The 20,483-nt window shown below is 66.3% G+C and carries 15 protein-coding genes and 1 tRNA gene; 7 read left to right on the top strand and 9 right to left on the bottom strand.

Going from position 1 to position 20,483, the window contains the following annotated elements; genetic code table 11:
• Nucleotides 1-177 precede the first annotated feature (177 nt).
• Nucleotides 178-957: a formate/nitrite transporter family protein gene (locus PSC72_RS19615; protein ID WP_274323115.1), complete on the top strand. Its 780-nt coding sequence runs from the start codon at nucleotides 178-180 to the stop codon at nucleotides 955-957.
• Between the two features lie 442 nt (nucleotides 958-1,399).
• On the opposite strand, the gene PSC72_RS19620 is transcribed toward PSC72_RS19615, so the two are convergent.
• Nucleotides 1,400-1,600 (bottom strand): hypothetical protein, encoded by a 201-nt coding sequence (locus PSC72_RS19620; protein ID WP_274323116.1) that lies wholly within the window; start codon nucleotides 1,598-1,600, stop codon nucleotides 1,400-1,402.
• A 278-nt stretch (nucleotides 1,601-1,878) separates the two neighbouring features.
• Nucleotides 1,879-1,962: transfer RNA gene (locus tag PSC72_RS19625), tRNA-Leu, on the bottom strand.
• 310 nt (nucleotides 1,963-2,272) lie between these two features.
• Between PSC72_RS19625 and PSC72_RS19630 the strand changes: the two genes are divergently transcribed.
• A complete protein-coding gene (locus tag PSC72_RS19630; protein ID WP_274321708.1) occupies nucleotides 2,273-3,271 on the top strand; it encodes a transposase in 999 nt (332 codons plus the stop codon).
• 197 nt (nucleotides 3,272-3,468) lie between these two features.
• Here the strand turns inward: PSC72_RS19630 and PSC72_RS19635 are convergent, their stop codons facing one another.
• Entirely contained in the window at nucleotides 3,469-3,765 is a 297-nt protein-coding gene (locus tag PSC72_RS19635) for a phage repressor protein (protein WP_274323117.1), read from the bottom strand.
• Between the two features lie 554 nt (nucleotides 3,766-4,319).
• On the opposite strand from PSC72_RS19635, the gene PSC72_RS19640 reads away from it, so the two are divergent.
• Complete coding sequence (locus tag PSC72_RS19640; protein ID WP_274323118.1) at nucleotides 4,320-5,342, top strand: tyrosine-type recombinase/integrase; 1,023 nt, start codon at nucleotides 4,320-4,322, stop codon at nucleotides 5,340-5,342.
• Nucleotides 5,343-5,573: 231 nt separating this feature from the next.
• Here the strand turns inward: PSC72_RS19640 and PSC72_RS19645 are convergent, their stop codons facing one another.
• The 4 genes from PSC72_RS19645 to gcvT all read right to left on the bottom strand — a co-directional run bounded on the left by PSC72_RS19645 (nucleotide 5,574) and on the right by gcvT (nucleotide 11,138).
• Nucleotides 5,574-6,398, bottom strand: a complete 825-nt coding sequence (locus PSC72_RS19645) for a hypothetical protein (protein WP_274323119.1) — start codon at nucleotides 6,396-6,398, stop codon at nucleotides 5,574-5,576.
• Between the two features lie 438 nt (nucleotides 6,399-6,836).
• On the bottom strand, nucleotides 6,837-9,368 hold the full coding sequence (locus tag PSC72_RS19650; RefSeq protein ID WP_274323120.1) for a DUF5059 domain-containing protein: 2,532 nt from the start codon (nucleotides 9,366-9,368) through the stop codon (nucleotides 6,837-6,839).
• Between the two features lie 292 nt (nucleotides 9,369-9,660).
• A complete protein-coding gene (gene gcvH, locus PSC72_RS19655; protein WP_274323121.1) occupies nucleotides 9,661-10,044 on the bottom strand; it encodes a glycine cleavage system protein GcvH in 384 nt (127 codons plus the stop codon).
• Nucleotides 10,041-11,138, bottom strand: coding sequence for a glycine cleavage system aminomethyltransferase GcvT (gene gcvT, locus PSC72_RS19660; protein ID WP_274323122.1), 1,098 nt, complete (start codon nucleotides 11,136-11,138; stop codon nucleotides 10,041-10,043). The genes gcvH and gcvT overlap by 4 nt, the downstream gene beginning before the upstream one ends.
• A 316-nt stretch (nucleotides 11,139-11,454) precedes the next feature.
• On the opposite strand from gcvT, the gene PSC72_RS19665 reads away from it, so the two are divergent.
• The 4 genes from PSC72_RS19665 to PSC72_RS19680 all read left to right on the top strand — a co-directional run bounded on the left by PSC72_RS19665 (nucleotide 11,455) and on the right by PSC72_RS19680 (nucleotide 17,149).
• Nucleotides 11,455-12,531 carry a metal ABC transporter substrate-binding protein gene (locus tag PSC72_RS19665; protein WP_274323123.1) on the top strand — a complete coding sequence of 359 codons (1,077 nt, stop codon included), beginning with the start codon at nucleotides 11,455-11,457 and terminating at the stop codon, nucleotides 12,529-12,531.
• Nucleotides 12,528-13,316: a metal ABC transporter ATP-binding protein gene (locus tag PSC72_RS19670; protein ID WP_274323124.1), complete on the top strand. Its 789-nt coding sequence runs from the start codon at nucleotides 12,528-12,530 to the stop codon at nucleotides 13,314-13,316. Before PSC72_RS19665 ends, PSC72_RS19670 begins: the two co-directional genes overlap by 4 nt.
• A complete protein-coding gene (locus PSC72_RS19675) occupies nucleotides 13,313-14,389 on the top strand; it encodes a metal ABC transporter permease (RefSeq protein WP_274323125.1) in 1,077 nt (358 codons plus the stop codon). Before PSC72_RS19670 ends, PSC72_RS19675 begins: the two co-directional genes overlap by 4 nt.
• A gap of 222 nt (nucleotides 14,390-14,611) precedes the next feature.
• Complete coding sequence (locus PSC72_RS19680; protein WP_274323126.1) at nucleotides 14,612-17,149, top strand: efflux RND transporter permease subunit; 2,538 nt, start codon at nucleotides 14,612-14,614, stop codon at nucleotides 17,147-17,149.
• A 26-nt stretch (nucleotides 17,150-17,175) separates the two neighbouring features.
• On the opposite strand, the gene PSC72_RS19685 is transcribed toward PSC72_RS19680, so the two are convergent.
• Together PSC72_RS19685 and PSC72_RS19690 are read right to left on the bottom strand one after the other, a co-directional pair.
• Complete coding sequence (locus tag PSC72_RS19685) at nucleotides 17,176-18,633, bottom strand: aryl-sulfate sulfotransferase (RefSeq protein ID WP_274323127.1); 1,458 nt, start codon at nucleotides 18,631-18,633, stop codon at nucleotides 17,176-17,178.
• A 34-nt stretch (nucleotides 18,634-18,667) separates the two neighbouring features.
• Nucleotides 18,668-20,458 (bottom strand): cation:proton antiporter, encoded by a 1,791-nt coding sequence (locus PSC72_RS19690; RefSeq protein ID WP_274323128.1) that lies wholly within the window; start codon nucleotides 20,456-20,458, stop codon nucleotides 18,668-18,670.
• Between the last annotated feature and the right edge of the window lie 25 nt (nucleotides 20,459-20,483).

Genomic DNA, 20,483 nt, shown 5'->3' on the forward strand with positions numbered 1-20,483 from the left:
CCAAAAACATGGGTGAAAAAGGCCGCATCTCGGCCGTCGGCCTCGATGCGGTGAACCGGCGCCTTCGGCGCCTGATGCTCAGTACAGGTAGTATAGACAACAGCCAGTACAGACCCAACAGGTCTCACCCAGAGAAGCCTCCGTATTCTTACGTGCCTTTCGTCCGATGCATTGCGCATGTCGGAAGCTCCGTCGCCTGAGGAGATATTCAATCGGGCGGTCGAAGAAGGGGAACGGCGACTTGACCAGTCACTGCTTGAACTCGTTGCGACCAGTTTCATTGCGGGTTTCACCATTGTCTTTGGAATCGCTGCAGTCGGGATTGTTCACGCATTGGTCAAACCACAATTCGGCGAGCTCGCACAGATTGCAGGGGCGTTTGCCCTCGGGATCGGCGTCGTGTTCCTGATCGTCGGTCGCGCGGAGCTGTTCAACGAGAACTTCTACGACCCGGTCGCCAAGGCCGTCGATAATAATGATTCGTGGATGGTCTCGTCACTTCTCCGGCTGTGGGTGGTTACGTTCGCACTCAACCTCGTCGGCGGCGTCCTATTCGCGTCTGTTTTCGCTGTCGAGGGCGTGCTCCCGGCTGGATCTCCGGAGGCACTCGTTACGATCGCCGAGGAGATCGTTCACCGACGAGTACTGACTGGATTCGCCAGCGCTATCCTGGGCGGGGCGCTCGTGAGTCTCCTCTCGTTCCTCTTGCAGGGTGTCAACAGCGTTCTAAGCCGTATTGTCATGGCTTTCATCGTCGGGTTCCTGCTGGCACTCGGACCCTTCGACCACGTGATCGTGACTACACTCCACGTCGTGTTCGGGATGCTTTTCGGCGCCCCGATCGGCTACGGAGCGTTGGTAGAAACGGCCATAGTCGTCACTGCAGGGAACCTCGTCGGGGGACTCGGCCTGGTCACGCTCACCCATATCGCCCAAGCACTGGGTGCAGAAGAGTAGAGCAACTACTTCAGATAATCTCTAAGCACCGAAACAACGGACTCCGAAAGTACGGATCTGAACCTCCCAGAAGAAGAAAAATCAGTCTCGGCCGACTCTGCTTCCGCACGTATCTCCCGTGAACTGGAGTTTACATAGCGAACGCAATCCAGAGCATTCCAAGGCCGAGAATCACGAGAGCTATATCGAAGAATCGCCACATCAGTTTCCCACCTCCACTCAGCTCCGGATCGTCGGTGGTCTGGCCTCGTTGTCTGATTTCGCACTGGCGCTGCGGGTACAAAGCACCATACCCGCCTGCGATTACAACTACTACCCCAGTAACACGGAGTACAATGGAGGGCACGAACGGTGCACGTCTTTGCCTCAACGAAAAAGGTACGGTAGTACTGAGTATTCAGTTCGCACGCCGCACTGAACACGCGCTTTCGATGCCGGTCTACTACTCCGCGTCTTGGGCCTCGTCGGCCATCTCGATGATGGACTCGGCGATCTCGCGGGCCTCCTCCGGCGTGTACAGCGTCTGGTCGCCCCACGACTGGTCGATCCGCACGTAGCCGTCCCTCGTGTCGATGTCGAAGAAAGCGGTGTGTTCCAGCGGTGGCACGTGCAGCGGGTCCTGTGCCGTGTCGTCCGTTGCCATGCCTCAAACTCGGGGCCGAAATGTCATAAACTTGCCCCCGTTGCGGGATTTCTGGACGGTCCCGCAGGTAAGCCGTTTCTTCCGTGGAAGTTTGCGAGGGAAGACCGCTCCGAGCAGTCTTCCGCACTGGCGAGGGACCGCGTGGGTCCGTGCAGTGCGAGGGAAGGGATTTGAACCACGGAAAGACGGTCGGCCTCACTTCGTTCGGCCGCTGCGACGTTCCTGATTCGAATCCCTTCGCGCATCTTGAGCGCGGCGCAGATGCGCCGCGCATGCGATGCGAGGGAAGGGATTTGAACCCTTGGACCCCTACGGGAGCGGATCTTGAGTCCGCCGCCGTTTCCAGGCTTGGCTACCCTCGCACGCTTTGGCAGTTAGCGGGTCTCAACCGCCTGATTTGCGATTTTGGGATGCCCGCACTACATTTTCAGTACTCGCTGTTATAAAGATTGCACGAACACGGACCAAAGGCGAATCACGTTTTCAGCCTCGGCCAAAACGCCAGACGTAGTGGACTCTGAAAATGGTACTGAGCTTCCAGCTTCTATCGAACTTACTTAAACCGGAGTCTTACCCCACGGGATAGACATCCTCGGGAGAAGGTAGTTCCAATAAGTACTCCGGAGGGTGTCATAGAAAGCCTCACACACGAGGACGCAGGGTGTTGGAACTGTGTCTACGAGCGCCAGCACCCTGCAAGAAGAGGGTTCTATCGACGAGTTCTTCAATGTCGTGGCTACCGAGACGCTCGCGTTGTTCGAGCATCTTGAGTTCGACTTTTTCAGCGAGTTCGACGTGTTCGCCCCCGCTCGCCGGGGGCGAACACGAGACCACCACCCACCAGAACTCTTCCGAGCGTTCCTCCACTGCTACTACAAGGACATCTACGGCATTCGCCCGGTCACACGAGAACTCCAGAACACGGTCGTCTGGCTCAGCTGTGGCTTCGATCGACCGCCCTCAAGAGACGCGGTCGATCGCTTCCTCACCGACCTCGAACACGTCGTCGACGAAGTCTTCGACCACCTCGTCGAGCAGGCCGCCGCCCGCGGCCTGCTCGACATGACCTACCGAATCGATTCGACGGACGTGCGAGCGATGCCATCCGACCCAGATGCGTCGAAGAACTACGACCCAACCGCTGAGGAGTACTATTACGGCTACGGCTGTACGATCGTCTCAACCGGCGCAAAGATCCCGATTGCAGCCGAGTTCACCGAGAGCAAACAAGCCGCAGAAGAGACGGCGATGCGCGTCACCCGTGACGCGCTCGCCGTCGCCCAGCCGATCTGGATGCTCGGTGACAGCGCCTACGACACGCTCGACTGGCACGACCTCCTGCTGACCGCAGGAGTCGTGCCAATCGCCCCGTACAACCCGCGAAACACCGACGATCCGCTCAATATCAAGTACAGAGTCGAAGACCGCATCGAGAAACACAGTGACGAGATTCAGCTCAAACAGTCGATCCTAGACGAGACGTACAACCGCCGGAGTCAGGTCGAGCGAACGAACGATGCGGTCAAGGACTGCGGCCTCGGGACGCTACGCGCCCGAGGCCGCGTCCACGCCCGAGCGCAGGTGTTCCTTGCGCTCTGCGTTCGACTCGTCGTCGCCGTCACCAACTACGAACGAGGTGACAATCCGGGAAGCACCGTCATCACGGTATGAGATGGATTCTATGACACCCTCTTGAGACCCTTTCTAATTACATACTGAGGCAGATCTCTTTCGGAAGACTCGGCCAGAACAAACTTGATGACAGGGAACAGTTGATAAAAGAACAACTTCAGAAACTACACGACTCCCAAACCCAGGCAATTTCTGCTATTGAGAAAAACCTAGACGATTACCAGTGACCCGATTGGCTACTGAGAATCTGTTGTAAGGTCTTCGGGCTCAAGTTCGTCATTTAGGAAGTCCTTCCCCAACTTCGTTAGCTGGTACGCTGCTGTCTCTTCGTGTTTCTCCAGAAACCCTTTTTCAGCGAGCGTTTGACACCGCCGGGCAATGTGACCGCGAGTATATCCGATGTTCAGGGCGAGAGTAGCTGGTTTCATCCAACCGCCATATTTCCCGATCTCCGCCAGTATCACTCGGTCAGACGGCTTTAGCCAGTCAACCCGGCGATGCATTTCGTCCGAATCCTCTGCTGAACCTGTCATAATTTGCCCGATTGAGATATTCCAAACGCGTTAACGCGTTACAGAAAACACGATTTCATGATTAAAACTTAATAGAGGATGGTACGTTTGCCGGAGCGAGAGCGAGACGCCCACCGCTGGGAAAGTCGGTCAGAGTGAGGAAGTGCCGCCAGCCGAGGAAGTCCCTGCCGGCTGGGTGCCGCTCTTGCGAGCGAACACATGCACAGGGAACACCCCTCTCAGCAAAAGTCAGGTGACACGCAGGATCGCCCGCGACCCGGTTTCACTTTCACCCGCCGTATAGCGAAAATTCGGGGGGCGGGTCCGGTTACCAATTACTTTCACTTTCACTACGCGCGTCTGGATGAACCCTTTTACAGGGGCGACAGAACATGCGCACTGGCTCGTGGTCGCCCGCCGCAGATGCCCGCACTTTGGACAGGTTCGGCATCTGCGGTGCGCGTCCACGGTGCCCCCAACAGAGTGAGGTACACCATGAGACGCAACCAGCGGAACGACTGTAAGCCTGCGCATCGAGCCGAAAGTAATCATTCTGATAGTCGGAGGTGGGCCGTATGAGCGACGGTCTGGAGGCGATGGCCCCAGATGCCGCGCTCGACATGTATCTCGAAACGCGGCGCGGAGAAGCGTCCGATAACACGCTCCAGAGCCACAAGTACCGAATCGGCAAGTTCGTGGAGTGGTGCGAGGAGGAGGACATAACGAACCTGAACGACCTGAGCGGTCGGGATCTTCACGCATTCCGGGTGTGGCGCCGTGAGGAAGGTGACCTGAAGATGGTCACTCTCCGTGGGCAACTGTCTACGCTCCGGTCGTTCCTGCGGTTCTGTGCGTCGGTGAATGCCGTTCCTGAAGGCCTTCGCTCGAAGGTGATGCTCCCGACCGTTAGCACCGGCGAACAGGTGAGCGAAACCTCTCTTGACGCCGCAAGAGCCGAGAATATCTTGGCCTATCTCAATCGCTACCAGTACGCTTCCCGCCGACACGTGATCTTTCTCACGCTGTGGCACACGGGGATGCGGGTCGGTGCGCTTCGAGCGCTCGACCTGGACGACTGCCAGCTGGATACGCGGTCGCCGGGCGTCGAGTTGGTCCACCGGCCGGAACAGGATACGCCGCTGAAAAACAAAGAGCGGGGTGAGCGGTGGGTAGCTCTCTCAGAGCGTATCGCTCAGGTTCTACAGGATTACATCGAGGGACCCCGAGAGGATGTGACTGACGAGTACGGGCGGGAACCGCTGGTAACGACGAGCCACGGCCGTCCAACGACCTCTACCCTTCGAGACGCGATTTACTGCGTCACTCGCCCGTGTGCGGTCGGCGAGGGATGCCCGCACGACCGGGACCCGGACGACTGCGACGCTACCCACATCCACCAAGCGAGTACGTGCCCATCGAGCCGGTCCCCCCACGATATTCGGAGCGGGGCGATTACCGCCCATCTCTTGGAGGACGTTCCGCACGAGATCGTGAGCGACCGGATGGACGTGAGCCGGAAGGTGCTGGACAAGCACTACGACCGGCGCACGAAACGCGAGAAGATGGAACAGCGGCGCGACTACCTACCAGATAATTAAAATAGACATGACCGCAGGCAAGCGATACCTTTCGACTCGAATGCATCGACTAGCAAATACTAACGTCCCGAGCGGGCCCATTTAGCGTACAGCGATCGACAGTGAGCGGCCGCTGTATTATCCCGGGGATTCGGATTCTGGTGTGCGTCCCTCGCTTCGCTGTTACGGCAGCGGACCCGCAGTCGGGCCGTCGTCATCGTCTCGACATCGGTCGAGAGTTCCGGCTGCGGCTCAGCCGAGGTGTTTCAGCCTGTGCAGGAACGCGTCGGGCAACACCTCCGGGCCGAGCGGGTCTTCCCCGGGGACGGCGTCCGTCTCGAAGCCGGCGTCCTCGGCCGGTGGCCCGCCGCGATTCCCGCGCGGCGGCGCGTGGTGGGCGTAGACACTCTCCGGGTGGTCGTAGCGCCACACGTGCATCACCCACGGCGTCCGGCAGGGGAGGCCGAGCCGGTCCTCGCCCAGTTCTCGCACGTACAGCGCCCGGAACTTCCACCAGGAGTAGCGACCCGGCAGGCCGACGTGGGCGTGCCACGGCGTACATGCGCCGCCGTCGTCTTCGTCCTCGTACACCGACGGGGGCGGATCGACGCGCTCCGCGTCCCGGGTCGCGGCGAACATCACGCCGATGGGCCGCCACCACTTGTGGTCGACGAGTACCGACTCCGGGCGCGTCGCGTCGACGACCGACTCGTCTCGAAGGTGGTCCGGGTTGAGCCAGTGGGACCACCCCGAGTCCCCGGCGCCGAACAGGTCGAAGTACGGGACGAACCCGTCGTCGACGAGCGAACCGACCGTCGGGTACCGGTCGCGGAGCGCGGCCTGCACGTCCGATTGCAGGGCCGTCGTCTCCGGGTGGTCGTCTCGACACACCGACGACAGCGAGTCGTCGTAGGGAACCGTCGACGGTTTGACTGTCGTCTCCGAACAGGCGTCGTTCGACTCGCCTCCCTCGCCGGTCGCCTGCACCGTCCCCGCACTCAGGAGGCCGAGGGCGCCGCCCGAGGTCCGCAAGACGGCGCGCCGGGAGAACGCAGGCGGGTCCCCGCCCGTCGTCATCGTCGCCTCGCGGTTCGCTGGAAGTCCGCCGTTCGTTCGGTCGATCGAGGTCCAGTCATGGATACCGTGGCTCCGGTCTTGGAATGAACCATGAAAGGTATTTGCGCCGTAGGGGTCGTACCCCGAGGCTACCGGCGAGCGCTCGTTACCAGGCCGCTACTGTCGGTACGTAGCCGATAGGGACGTGGTAACCAGACACCGCCACTCTCTCGTTCCGAACTCCGGTTTCGAACCTGATTCAGAAGCATGGCTCACTAGCCCACAGAGCAGGATCGAGTCGCCGAGCCGCGACATAACGGCCATCTGTTAGTCGGATACCAATAGGAGTACTTTTGGTAATGTATCCGACGGACGTCTAGTTTTGTCGGGAATAGTTGCGAAAGTCCGGTCCAGAGCAGATTCGCGGGAAAACTCGATTCCCAGTGAGCGAGTCCTCGATTACTCCACGGTAACGGACCCGGTCATCCCGGCGGCTTCGTGGGGAATGCAGTAGTACTCGTGAGTGCCGGTCGTCTCGAAGGTGTGGACGAACGACTGGCCGGACTGGACGGCGCCCTTCCCTTCCTCCCAGCCGCTCCGTGCGGCGTCCTCGGAGTCGAAGTCGCCGGAGGCCCAGTAGTCGGCGCCGTCGGGGATGCCGTCGCCGGCGGCGGTGACGGAGTGGGGTTCGCCGGCGGCGTGTTTCCAGGCGACTTTGTCGCCCTTCGAGACCGTCAGCTCCGCGGGATCGAACGCGACGGCCTTCAGGTCGACGACGTGGTCGGCGTCGTCGGGGACGCCCTCGACGACGTTGGGGCCGCCCTGGAGGTTCGAGTCGCCGCCTCCGCCGCCCGACCCGCCCTCGGTCCCACCGCCGCTCCCGCCGGCGAGGCGCAGGTCGAGCGGGAGTTCCTCGACGCTGTCGACGAGCGCGAACTGGCCGTACTGGGCGGCGTCGGCGAACCGATCGGCCGCGCTCGAAACGTCGCCGCCGTCTCGCAGGGCGGTGATGTACGCGTCGAGTTCCGATTCGAAGATCTCGTAGGCGGAGTGGCTGGACTCTTCCAGGAGCTCGTGGACTCGCGCGTCCTCGAAGTGCGCGAAGACGTCCTGCAGGACCGAGGCGGCGGCATCGCTCGTCGATCCGCCCGCGCTCCCGACGATGGCGTAGACGGAGTTCAGCACCTCGGCGTTGAACGACTTGCTGGCGGGGTAGACGTCCTCACCGTTCCCGGCGGCGGTCGCAATGGCACCGAGTCGCTTCTCGAAGGCCTCGTAGACGGACTCGTCGGCGTGTTCGAGCGCCTCGTGGTAGCCGCCGGCGCCGGCCTCGAAGTGCTCGAAGGCGCCCTGCGCGATGGCCTCGGCGCGACCCGCGTCGCCGAGGGCGTCGAGAACGGCGGCGTCGAATCCGCGAGCCCCCATGTACGCCGCTTCGGCGCCGCTGACGGTGGCCGTCGTGCCGGCGGTGGTCTCGAACTCCAGGAGCGTCGACTGGACGCCCTCGTGGTGAGTCGCGACGGCTTCGTCGTCGCCGTTCTCGTAGGCCTGGATCAGGCTCGTGAGGTGCTCTTCCTCGAAGGCGTGATAGAGGTCCTCGCTGGTCGATTCCACCGTCTCGTGGAAGTCGAGTTCGTTCGACTCGAACCGCTCGAAGAGGCCCTGAGCGGCGCCAGCGGCGGCGCCGCCGTCGCCCAGCCGATACAGTTCGCGGGCGTCCGCCAGGCGGGCGCGGAAGAACGCGGCTTCCAGTAACGGCGCGTTCGAGCCGGCCAGCGTCTCGATCCCGGTCACGAGGTTCTCGTCGACGGTGGCGAACGCGTCGTCGACGGCCCCGGAGTCGCCGCCCTCGATCGCCGACTGGAGGTCGGAGAGGCCGGACTCGAAGCCCTCGTATGCCTCGTGGTCGGCCTCCTCCAGCGCCTCGTGAGCCCGTGCGCCCTCGAAGTGCGCGAAGATATCGCTCGCCAGCGTCGCGGCGCGTTCGGTCTCGCCCCGGGCAGCGAGCCAACGGGCATCGGCGGCGCGAGCGCGGTACAACGTCAGCGCGGCGGCGTGGGCGTAGTCAGTCGAGGGGCCACCCGTCGCGGCGACGGCGGCGGCGTCCCAGCCGCGGGCCTGGAGAGACGCCAGGTGGCCGGCGCCCGCGGCCCGCTCGGCGTCGGCCAGGGTGTAGCTGCCGTCGATCGCCGCAGCGTAGGCCGACTTCGCCTCGCTCCGGACGGTCCCGGCGTCGTCGCTCTCGGCGGCCGATCGGGCGGCTTCGAGACCGTTCTCGAACGCCTGGTAGGCGTCGCCGTCGGCCGATTCGAGCGCGGCGTGGACGCTCGCCTCCTCGAAGCGGCTGATGGTGGCCTCCGAGACGCGACGGGCGCCGTCGAGGTTCCCCGCGGCGGCGAGTGCGGCCGCGTCCAGTGCGCTCACGCCGAACGTCTGGAGATCCAGCGCGTCGGCAGTCGACGAACCGACGAGGGCCCGCTGTGCCTCCGCGAGCTGGGTGCTCGCGATCGACGCTTCTTCGCGGGCCCGCTCGACGTCGCCCGCCTGGAGGCCCTCGGTCCGGAGTTCGCCGAGGGCTTCCTCGAACTCCGCGTAGTTCTCCTCGCTGGCGCGTTCGAGGGCCTCGTGGGCGCCGTACTCACCGGTGGCCTCCTCGAATCGCGCGAAGATCGACTGTGCGACGGACGCGCCGGCGCCCGACTCGCCCGCCAGACCGAGCGCCGCGGCGTCCCACACACGGGCGCGCATCGCGTTCCACTCCGCGGCGACTGCAGCGTCCACTGGCGCGGTCTGGCTCGTTCCCCCGCTGTCCCCGGCGGTCTCCCCGTTCGCGGTGGACGTGGACTCGTCACTGTCGGTCGCAGTACCACCGGTCTCGGTGTCGGCCTCGGCGTCGTCGGTGCCGCCGCCCAGTCCGTTACATCCCGCGACGCCGACCGTCGCGAAGAGCGTCGCCCCTGCACTCAACACCTCGCGTCTGCTGCGTTCCATGTGGTTTAGGGCACCCTAAACCCCTATAAGCGCACCGATCTTTAGGTGACCCTAAACATATTCGGGCCGCCGAGTGCAGCGCCGTCGCGGCCGCCGCGGCTGTGGCCCGTCCCCGACGAGACGAGGCCCATTCTCTATAGCGGTCTGGGATTTACGAGCGGGAGGGCGAACGGACCGTCCGAGCTCGTCGAGCGCGCACTCATCGCGATTAGATGGGTGTACGGGTCGATATCGGGAGAACGATCGAAGCGGGATGTGTAGTGGCGGTGGTGAAGAACCGCCACCGCGGCCTTCAGGCGATCTGGGCTTCGTACTCGTCGGCGGAGAGGAGGTCGTCGAGTTCGTCGTCCTCGGCCAGTTCGACCTCGATCAGCCAGCCGTCGCCGTAGGGGTCTTCGTTGATCAGTTCGGGCGCGTCGGCGAGGTCGTCGTTGACCGCCGTCACCGTCCCCGAGACGGGGGCGTAGACGTCCGAAACCGCCTTGATCGACTCGACGACGCCGAAGTCCTCGTCTGCGGTGACCTCCTCGCCCTCGCTCGGGAGGTCGACGAACACCACGTCGCCGAGTTCGTCCTGGGCGAAGTCCGAGATGCCGATGCGCGCGCTGTCGTCGTCGACCCGCACCCACTCGTGGGATTCGAGGTAACGCAGGTCGTCGGGAACGTCGAAGCTCATCTGTCGAGGAATGGGGTCGCGGTGATACGTGCTTTCTTCGGTTCGCCCCTGACCTCGACCCGGACGGAGTCCCCGGGGCCGACGCGGTCTGTCGGCAGGTATGCGAGGGCGATCCCGGTGCCCAGGGTCGGGCTCATCGTCCCGCTCGTGACCGTTCCGAGCGAGTCGCCCTCGGTCGTGGTGACAGCGTAGCCTTCGCGGGGAACGCCGCGGTCGACCAGTTCGATCCCGCGGAGCTTCTCGTCGACGCCCTCCACGTCGGCGCCTTCGAGGGCGTCGCGGCCGACGAACTCCGAGTCGAGGTCGACGGCGAACTCGATGCCGGCCTCGTAGGGGTTCCGGGGGTTGTCCTCCGGGTCGAAGTCCCGTCCGGAGAGGAGGTAGCCCATCTCCAGGCGGAGGGTGTCCCGGGCGCCGAGCCCGCAGGCCTGACAGTCCAGCGCGGCCCAGACGGTTTCGGTCTCCTCCCAGGGGGCGACCAGTTCGAAGCCGGGTTCGCCGGTGTAGCCGGTCCGGGAGACGAGGGTCTCGACGCCGGCGACGGTCGCGACGAACGTCTCGAAGCGGGCGAGCGACCCGAGGTCGGCGTCGGTCTCGTCGGCCAACAGGTCCTCGGCGACGGGGCCCTGAAGTGCGATCATGCCGAGCGACTCCGTGCGGTTCTCGACGGTGGCGTCGAGGTCCCGGGCCTCGCGGTGCTCAGTCCAGCGGTCGGCCATCTCGGTGTCGTGGCCGGCGTTCGGGACCACGAGGTAGTCGGCGTCGACCGACCAGTCGGCCGGAGGGCGGTAGACGACGGTGTCGTCGAGCATCACGCCGCGGTCGTCGGTGATCGCGGCGTAGTTGGACTCGCCGGGGTCCAGATCGGACACGTCGTTGGTCACCAGGCGGTTGGTGAGCCGGCAGGCGTCGTCGCCGGTGACGGTGATCTGGCCCATGTGCGAGACGTCGAAGCGACCGACCGACTCGCGGACCGCCTCGTGCTCGCGCCGGATCGAGTCGAACTCGACGGGCATCTCCCACCCCCCGAACTCCGTGAGCGTCGCGCCGCTGTCCTCGTGCGCCGCCGCGAGCGGCGGCTGTCTGAGCGTCATGTCCCGGTTTCCGCCCGCCAGCGACGTAACTGTTACCGTCGTTCGCGTGTGCGCTCGCGGCCCCGCCTCGGCCCGGCGTCTGACGCTCTCAACCCCATGCGACTATATCGAATGCCGCCGCGAGCACTCGGCCCTCACCGGTTCAACTCCCGGTCCGTCTGCCGACGCCATCGCCAGCCTACAGCCTCGATCGAGAGGGGCCTGGCCGTCTGCGGGCCGAGCGGCGCTCACTCCTCGAAACATAGTGGATTAGATTAGTCTAAAAATTAGATTCGACTAGAAGCATTAATGTGTTTCCCACGGCTATACCGAGGTAATGGTTCACACGAGCGAAGCGACCGGACGGTCGCAGCCGACGCGCAGACAGGTGCTCGCAGCGGGGTCGAGCGCCGCGCTCTGCGGCTTCGCGGGGTGTATCGGGGGAACGACTGCGGGATCAGACGGATCCGGCGGGGGAAGCGAGGGCGACGGCCCCGTGGTGGTGGCTTCCTTCTTCAGCTTCTACGACTTCGCACGGAACGTCGCGGAGGGAACGCCGATCCGGGTCGAGAACCTCGTGCCGACGGGACTCCACGGCCACGGGTGGCAGCCGAACGCCAGCGTCACGCAGGACATCATCGAGGCCGACGCCTTCCTCCACGTCGGCCCGGGGTTCCAGCCGTGGGCGGACCGCGCCATCCAGACCCTGAAAGACGACGGCGTCGACACGCAGCTGATAAACGCCCGCGAGGGCGTCGAACTCGTGGACCTGGCGGCCTCGCTCGACCCGGACGAGGAGGGCGTCGGGCGACAGAAGGGGAAAGACCCGCACTTCTGGCTCGACCCCCACCGCGCGAAGACGTCCGTCGACAACATCGTCGAGGGACTCGTCGACCTCGCGCCCGACCACGAGGACGCGCTCCGCGAGAACGCCGAGACGTACAAGACGGAGACGATCGACCGGATCGACGCGGATTACCGGGCCATCTTCGACGCGGCCGAGCGCGACGTGGTCCAGCTCGCGGCGCACAACGCCTTCCAGTACATCGGCGTGCGCTACGGCGTCCGGATGCGCCCGCTGGTCACCAACCTCGCCGCCAGCGGCGACGTGGCGCCCGCGGACATCGCGCGAGCGAAGAAGGTCATCGAGGAGAACGACATCGAGTACATCGCCAACGGCGTCTTCGAGTCGCGCCGGCCGGCGAAGCAGCTACTGGAGGAGACGCAGGTGACGGCGTACTTCCCGGTGACCCCCTACGCGGGCGTCCGCGAGGACTGGGTCGCCCAGGACTGGGGCTACGAGGAGATCGCCGACAACATCAACATGCCGACCTTCGAGGTCGTGCTCGGGAACAAGTCACCCGAAGACGCCGGGCCCGACGGCTGGGCCGAGGAGTGGAGGAACTTCGAATGACCGCACAGCCGACGGCGGAGACGGTTACCGAACGGACGCACCGGTCCGAGGATTCAGTGATCGAGGTGACCGACGTCGACTTCGGCTACACCGCGACGCGAGTGGTCGAGGATATCTCGCTGACTATCGATCCCGGGGAGTACGTGGCGGTGGTCGGCCCGAACGGCTCGGGCAAGTCGACGCTGATGAAGCTGATGCTGGGGCTGCTGGAACCCGACGCCGGGACCGTTCGGCTGTTCGGCGAGCCGGCCCACCGCTTCGACGACGGCGACCGCGTCGGCTACGTCGCCCAGCACGCCAGCGCCTCGAAGGAGATGCCGATCACCGTCCGCGAAGTGGTGAAGATGGGGCGGTTCCCGCACGTCGGGTTCGGTCGCCTCTCGGCCGACGACTGGGAGATCGTCGACCGCGCGCTCGAGACGGTCGGCATGTCGGAGTTCGCGGGCCGGCGAGTCACGCAGCTCTCGGGGGGCCAGCGCCAGCGCGCGTTCATCGCCAGGGCGCTGGCGAGCGAGGCGGAGCTGCTCGTCCTCGACGAGCCGACCGTCGGCGTCGACGCCGAGTCCGTCGAGGCGTTCTACGCGCTGCTGGAGTCACTCAACGACGACGGGATCACCGTGTTGCTCATCGAGCACGACCTGAGCGCCGTGACCGAACAAGCCGAGCGCGTCGTCTGTCTCGACGGCGCGGTGTACTTCGACGGGCCGACCGACGAGTTCGTCGACAGCGACGCGCTGGTCCGCGCGTTCGGGGCGGCGGCGAGGGGGCTGGGTGAGTCGAGATGACCGACCCGTTCGTCACACAGGTCCTCGCGAGACTCCTCGCGCAACTGCTGGCACCGACGGTCGACCCCTGGCCCGCGCTCGCCGTCCTCCAGTCGAGTCCGCTCGACGCAGTGCTGGCCCCGCTGTACTGGATACTCGACCTCTGGTCGAGCGCCGTGGGCTGGGTGGCGAAGCAGACCGGCCTGCAGGTCCTCGAATACGGATTCATGCACCGTGCGATCCTGGTGGGGCTGTGCATCGGCGTGATGGCCCCGCTCATCGGGACGTTCCTGGTCCACAGACAGCTCGCGCTCATCGGCGACGCGCTGGCGCACACGGCCTTCGCCGGCGTCGCGGTCGGGCTGTTCCTCAACGCCGTCATCGACCTGGGGGTCACCCCCTACCTGACGGCGGTCGTCGTCGCGATGATCGCGGCGCTGTGCATCGAGCTCATCTCGGAGGTGACCGACGCGTACAACGACGTGTCGATGGCCATCGTCCTCTCGACGGGGTTCGCGCTCGGGACGACGCTCATCAGCATCAACGCGGGCGGGCTGACCGTCAGCGTCGACCAGTACCTCTTCGGCAACCTCTCGACGGTCACCTCCCAGAGCGCCGCGGTGTTGCTCGTACTGTTCGCCGTCGTCGTCGCCGTCGTCGGCGTGACGCGCAACCAGCTCCTCTACGTCACGTTCGACGAGACCGCCGCCGAGGTGTCGGGGATCCCGGTCGACTGGTACAACCGGATCGTCGTGATGCTGACCGCGATGGTCGTCGTCGGCGCGATGCAGATCATGGGCGTCATCCTCGTCGCCGCGATGCTCGTCGTCCCCGTCGCGGGCGCCTCACAGGTCGCCCGGAGCTTCGACGAGGCGCTCCTCGTCTCGGTCGTCCTCGCGGAACTCGCCGTGCTGGTTGGCATCGGCGTCTCCTACTACGCCGGTGCGACCGCCGGCGGCGTCGTCGTCCTCGTCGCGGTCGCCATCTACGTCCTCGCCGTCGCCGCGGGCAAACTCCAGTCGGCGGCCGGCGACGAGGCGACACCGGAGATGGGCAGCATCGCCGCCGACGAGCGCGACTCGCCGTCGGACTGAGAGAATCGGGGACTCGAAGACGTTCAGCCTGGAATCCGTCGCATCGCCGCCGGTAGTTTCGCACAGTTTCTCGGTCTGAAATCGTGATCCCGTTTATATGATCCGTCCGGGCGACTCGTCGAACGCGATGGTTCCCGAAACGTCAGTTCGACGGATCGCCCTCCCGCCCGGCCGCCGTCGGTCGCCGGGCGGCGAACAGTACGCACAGACGGAGGTGTCTCCGTGAGAGACGCGCTCGAACGCCCGCTCCGGTTCGTCACCGAGCACAACGTCGTCGTGCTCCTGGTGATGCTGCTGGCGACGGCCGGCGTCGTCGCCGGCGTCGGGCAGTTGCAGACCCAGAGCGAGGCGAACGCGAGCAGCGCCGTCGGCGACACCGAGGTCGCCCAGAAGCTCGACTACATCCGGGCCAACTACGGCGGTCACGACAACGAGAGCGACAACGCCACCGCGGTCAGTCCGGCACCCGTCTACGTCCGCAGCGACGGGGGGAACGCCCTCTCGAAGGCCGCGCTGCTGGAATCGCTGCGCTTCCAGCAGGCCGTGCTCGAAAACGAGTCGGTCGCCGCGAGCCTCGGCGGCCGCGAGCCGGTCGGCGTCGCGAACCTGGTCGCCGAGCGCGCGGCCGGGGACCGGGAGGCGACGCTCGACGAGCAGATCGCGGCGCTTGAGTCGGCCAGCGAGCGCGAGGTCCAGTCACTCGTCGCGGAGACGCTGGGCGAGGGCTCGCAGGCGGCCGCGCTGCTTCCCGGCGACTACGAGGCGGGGACGGCGACGGCCGAGAGCCACCGGATGCTATTTGAATTCGAGAGCGCCGACGCCGGCGAGTCGGCGGCCGAGACGCGCACGGCGGCGACCGCCGCGCTCTACGAGGCCGCTCAGGACCGCGAGGACCCCGAGTTCTTCACGACCGGCGAGCACGCCGTCGCCGAATCGAACGCGAACTACAGCCAGCAGACGACGGAACTCATCGTCCCGGTCGCGCTGCTGGCCATCCTCGCCGTGCTGGCGTTCTCCTACCGCGACCTGGTGGACGTGATCGTCGGGTTCGCCGGCGTCGTCCTCTCGGTGCTGTGGATGTTCGGCATCCTCGGCTGGATGGGGATCCCGGCCGGCATGACGATGATCATCGGTCCCGTCCTCGTCGTCGGGCTGAGCGTCGACTACGGGCTCCACGTGTTCATGCGTTATAGGGAAGAACGAGGAGAAGCCGAAGGCATCCGCGAGCCGATGTTCCGCGGGCTCTCGTCGGTTGCCGTCGCGCTCGGCCTCGTCACCGTCACGGCCGCGGTCGGGTTCATGTCGAACGCCACGAACGAGTTCACCGTCATCAGACAGCTCGCGATCGGGATCACGCTCGGCGTCGTCTCGACGTTCGTGATCTCGCTGACGCTCGTCCCGGCGCTGAAGGTGACCGTCGACGGCCTGCTCGAACGGGTCGGCTTCGACCGGCGCAAGCGGGCACTGGGGAAGACGCGGCTGCTCGAACCGTTCCTGTCGAGCGGCGCGCGCCTCGCCAAGCGGGCCGCGCCCGTCGTGATCGTCCTCGCGCTGGTCGCCGGATCGGCCGGCGCGGTCGCGTGGACGGACCTGGACCGGCAGTCGGTCCAGCAGACGAACGAACCGATCGCCGAGTGGAAGCAGGATCTGCCCGGCCCGCTGGGCTGGGACACCCACGAGTACGAGGAACAGAACCGGTACGTGGACGAACACTACCGCGCGGCCACCGAGGGCGACAGGCGTCGCTCGCAGGTCCTCCTCGAAGGCGAGGTGACCTCGCCCGACGCGCTCGCGGCCGTCCAGGCGGTCCACGATTCGGCCGCGGAGCAGGACGCGGTCTTCCAGCGTGACGGGTCCGTCCCCGTGGTCTCGCCGCTGTCGGTCATGCAGTCGGTCGCCGCCGCGGACGAGGAGTTCGCGCAGGTGTACCGCGACGCCGACACCGACGGCGACGGCGTCCCCGACCGGAACGTCGCGGGCGTCTACGACGCGCTCTACGGCGCGGCGCCCGACCAGGCGAGTCGCGTGATCGAGCGGACGGACGGTCAGTACCGGTCGCTCCGCGTGATCGTCCCGATCAGCGACGCGGCGACGTACACCGCACAGGGCGACGCGATGCAGGCCGTCGCGGGGAGCGTCGACGCCGACGGCGTGAGCGCGATCGCCGTCGGCGCGGGGACGCTCAACGAGGCGGAGCTGTCCCAGACCGCCGACAGCATCCTGACGACGCTGGTGATCGCGCTGGCCGCCGTCGGCGTCCTGCTGACGGTGATCTACCGGCTGGCGACCGGGAGCGCGAGCCTCGGAGCGGTGACGGCGCTCCCGATCACGCTCGTCCTCGCGCTGGTCGTCGGCGGGATGCACCTGCTCGACGTGCCGCTGACGTTCCTGACCGCGCTGCTTCTGAGCCTCGTCGTCGGGCTCGGAATCGACTACAACATCCACGTCAGCGACCGGTTCGCGCAGGAGCTCGAACGCGGGCAGACCGTCACCGGCGCGCTCCGCACGGCCGTCACGGGCACCGGCGGCGCGCTCCTGGGGAGCACGCTCACGTCGGTCGGCGCGTTCAGCGCCCTGTTGCTCCACCCGCACCCGCAGATCCAGAGCTTCGGGACGCTCGTCGTCCTCGCGCTGTCGCTGTCGTTCGTCGTCGCGGTGTTCGTCCTGCCGAGCCTGCTGCTGGTGTGGTCGAACCACGGCAGCGTCGACGCCGTCCGGCGCGAGTCGGCGTCGCGCGACGCGCCGATGGCACAGGACTGAAAGAAATCACTCGCAGCCGTCTTTTTTCACCGTCGTCGCAGACGCACGACCGCGCCGGCGAACAGCGCGGCGACGCCGGCGAGCGCGAGGACGGGACCGACCGGCGACGGACCGGACCCCGTCGTCGGCGTTCCGAGCACGCTGTCGCCGTTCCCGCCGGATTCGGTGTCCGAGTCGGACTCGCCGTCGGTGCCGTTGCCACCGTCGGTCTCGTTCCCGCCGTCGGTCGCCGAGGACTCGGTGACGGCGTCGAGTTCGTCGTCGGGGATCAACTGCGTGCGCTCGACCGAGGTGAGGAAGTCGTAACAGGCCTCGACGTCCGCGGCGTCGAAGTCCGCGCTGCCGGTCACCTGGACGGAGCCGGTCGCGGCCGCGTCGGCCATCGTCGGCCGGCTCGACTCGTCGCCGGTGCCGACCCGTTCGGCGTCGTAGGGCTGGTACGGCGAGTACATCTCCCAGACCACGTCGCCCTCGGGGGTCACCTCGACGATGCGGTGGGCGCGGCGGTCGGCGATGAGCGTGTTCCCGTTGGGCAGGCGGTCGGCGTCGCGCGGTTCGTCGAGGCCGCCGCCGCGGGCGACCCACGTCCGATTCCACGAGTCGCCCTCGCGCTCGTACTCGACGACGCGGTCGTTGAGGCTGTCGGCGACGAGGACCGTGGCGTTGCCGTCCTCGCTCTCGATGAAGTCCGGGTTGTGCTGCTCGTGGAGGATCGTCGTGTTGTCGTCCGCGCCGAGGGTCCACTCGACGTCCTTCGTCTCGCGGTCGATGGCGACGACCTTGTCGAAGTTGCGGACCGAGACCATGAACGTGCCGTCGCCGATCTGTTCGACGTCGTTGTTGTGGGTCCAGTCGCCGCCGAACTCGCCGCCGCCGGACTCGGGGTAGTGCTCGCTGTAGTTGGCGAAGTAGTACTCCCAGACGACCTCCTCGCGGGTGAGGTTGTAGACGAACACGCGGTCCTCGCCGTCCTGGCTCATGTCGTTGACGAGGAGTTCGTCGCCGTTGATGAGGTCGACGTCGTGCGTGTCGAGCGTGTCGCGGAAGTGGCGCTCGGAGACGTGCTCGCCCGTCGCGGGGTCGATCTCCTCGATGACGGTGTGGCGCGACTGCGTGGTCGGCTGGAGGATGTTGCCGTTCGGCAGCACGTCGACGTCGTAGCTCCACCAGCGGCCGGCGGCGGTGTCGTTGTGGACGCCGACGACGGACCCGTCGGGGCGAGCGCCGACGACCATCGCGGACGTCTTCTCGCCGCCGTGGGCGCCCTGGATCGAGAAGAGGGTCGTCCGGTCGGGGGTCCGCTCAATCGTTCCGACGCAGGGGTTGGGGCTGTCTTGCAGCGCGGTCTCGGCCGCCGCGGCCAGGCCGGCGGCCGGCGTGGCTCCGGCCCCGTCGTGGCCGGTCGTCGCCGCGCTGGCGGCGGCGCTGACCGGAGCGACGAGCAGGAGCGCGACGAGCAGGGTCTGGAGGACGGTTCTACGCATCTGCCTTCATATCCGACGCTCCGGGTTAACTCGGTTACGACTCCGGTCCCGATCCGCGGTCCGCGCGGTCGGCCGCGGCGCCGTCGCTCTCGGCGAACTCGGGTTCGCGACCGTCGACCGCGTCGAGACCGAACTCGCGGGCGCGCCGGCGCCAGAACTCGTCGAAGCCCTCCTCGCGCTCCTCGACCGTGGTGGTGCCGTCGCGGACGTAGTCGAGTTTCAGGTCGATCTCCTCGACGAGGCGCTCGCCGACGTCGTCGCTGACGACGCCGTCGTGCATCGCGTCGCGGAGCGCCGACTTCTCGCGCTGGAGCACCTGGCGCTCGCCCGCCAGCAGTTGCTCGTGGCGCAACTGCGGGTTCTCACGGAGCAGCTCCGCGATCGCATCGCCGAGCTGGACCTTCTCGCGCTCGTACTCGGCGGTGAAGTCGTCGTACACCTCCTCGGGCAACTCGCCGCTGGCGTGGAGTTCCTCGGCGGATTCGAGGGCCGCGTCGACCGCCCGCGCGCGGCCGACGAGCAGTTCGTACAGCTCCTCGTCGTCCGAGCGAGTGACGATGCCGAGCCCGTTGAGCAGGTTGGACATCGTCAGGCCCTGGACGACGAGCGAGAAGGCGGCGACGCCGAACACCATCGCCCGGAGCGTCGTCCGGAGCTCGGGAGCCAGCCCCGACCCGCTCCCGAGGCCGAGCACGAGCGCGATGGGGATCGAACCGTGGAGGCCGCCCCAGACCATGACGTGCTGGTACTCGAAGGGGACCGTCGGCTCGTTGAACCGGTTGACCAGTCCGGTGATCGGATAGACCACGAGCGCCCGTGCGGCGACCACGAGGGGGATGGCGACCAGGATGAGCCGCCAGTTCGACAGGAGCTGGCCGATCGGGGTCGTGACGCCGATCATGACGAAGATGAACGTGTTGACGATGAACGCGCCGGTCTCCCAGGTGTTGAAGACCGACAGCTTCGTGCGGGGGCTCATCGCGAACTCGGCGCCGCGGTTACCGATGAGCAGACCCGCCGCGACCGTCGCGATGACGCCGCTGAAGTGCGTGCCGAGCAGCCGGTCGACGTAGTGTTCGGAGAGCAGGAAGACGCCGTAGGCGAGGATGATCGTCAGGACGATCTCGGTCATGTGCTCGTCGAGGTTGACCATCACCCGGTAGACGAGATAGCCGCCGGCGATGCCGACGAGCGCGCCGCCGCCCGCGGTGACGGCGATGTTGAGCCCGAGGTCGACCGCGCCGGCGACCGAGAACAGCTCCGGGCCGCCCCCGCCGTGGCCGCCGCCGTTCTCGGCGCCGATGCGGGCGAGCAGCGCCGTGAACAGGACGACGCCGACGCCGTCGTTGATCAGGCTCTCGCCCTCGACGAGGACCGAGAGGCGCTCGGGCGCGCCCAGTTCCTCGAACAGCGCGAGGACGGAGACGGGGTCGGTCGGGAGGATCATCGCCGCGAACAGCAGGGCGACGAGCAGGTCGAAGCCGAAGGCGTACTGCCCGACCAGCCCCAGAGCGAGCACGGATACGGTCAGACCGACGACGGCGAGCACGAGGATCGGCGCGAGGTTGCGCCGCAGCCGTTCGAGGTTGGTCGTCGCCGCGCCCTCGAACAGCAGCGGCGGGAGGAGCACGAGCAGGATGAGGTCGTGCGAGAGGTCCAACTGGACGTTGATGCCGACGACCGACGCCGCGAAGCCCGCGAGCAGGAGCGCGATCGTGTACGGGAACTTACCGATCTTGGCGACGAAGATACCGACGCCGGCGGCGATGATGAACACCGAGAGCACGTCCGCGAGCAGCGCCACGTCGATACCCGCCTGGACCATGTGTCAAGTTGGGCGCTCAGACGGG

It is taken from the genome of Halosimplex aquaticum, from assembly GCF_028747785.1.
In the GTDB taxonomy this organism is placed as follows: Archaea; Halobacteriota; Halobacteria; order Halobacteriales; family Haloarculaceae; genus Halosimplex; species Halosimplex aquaticum.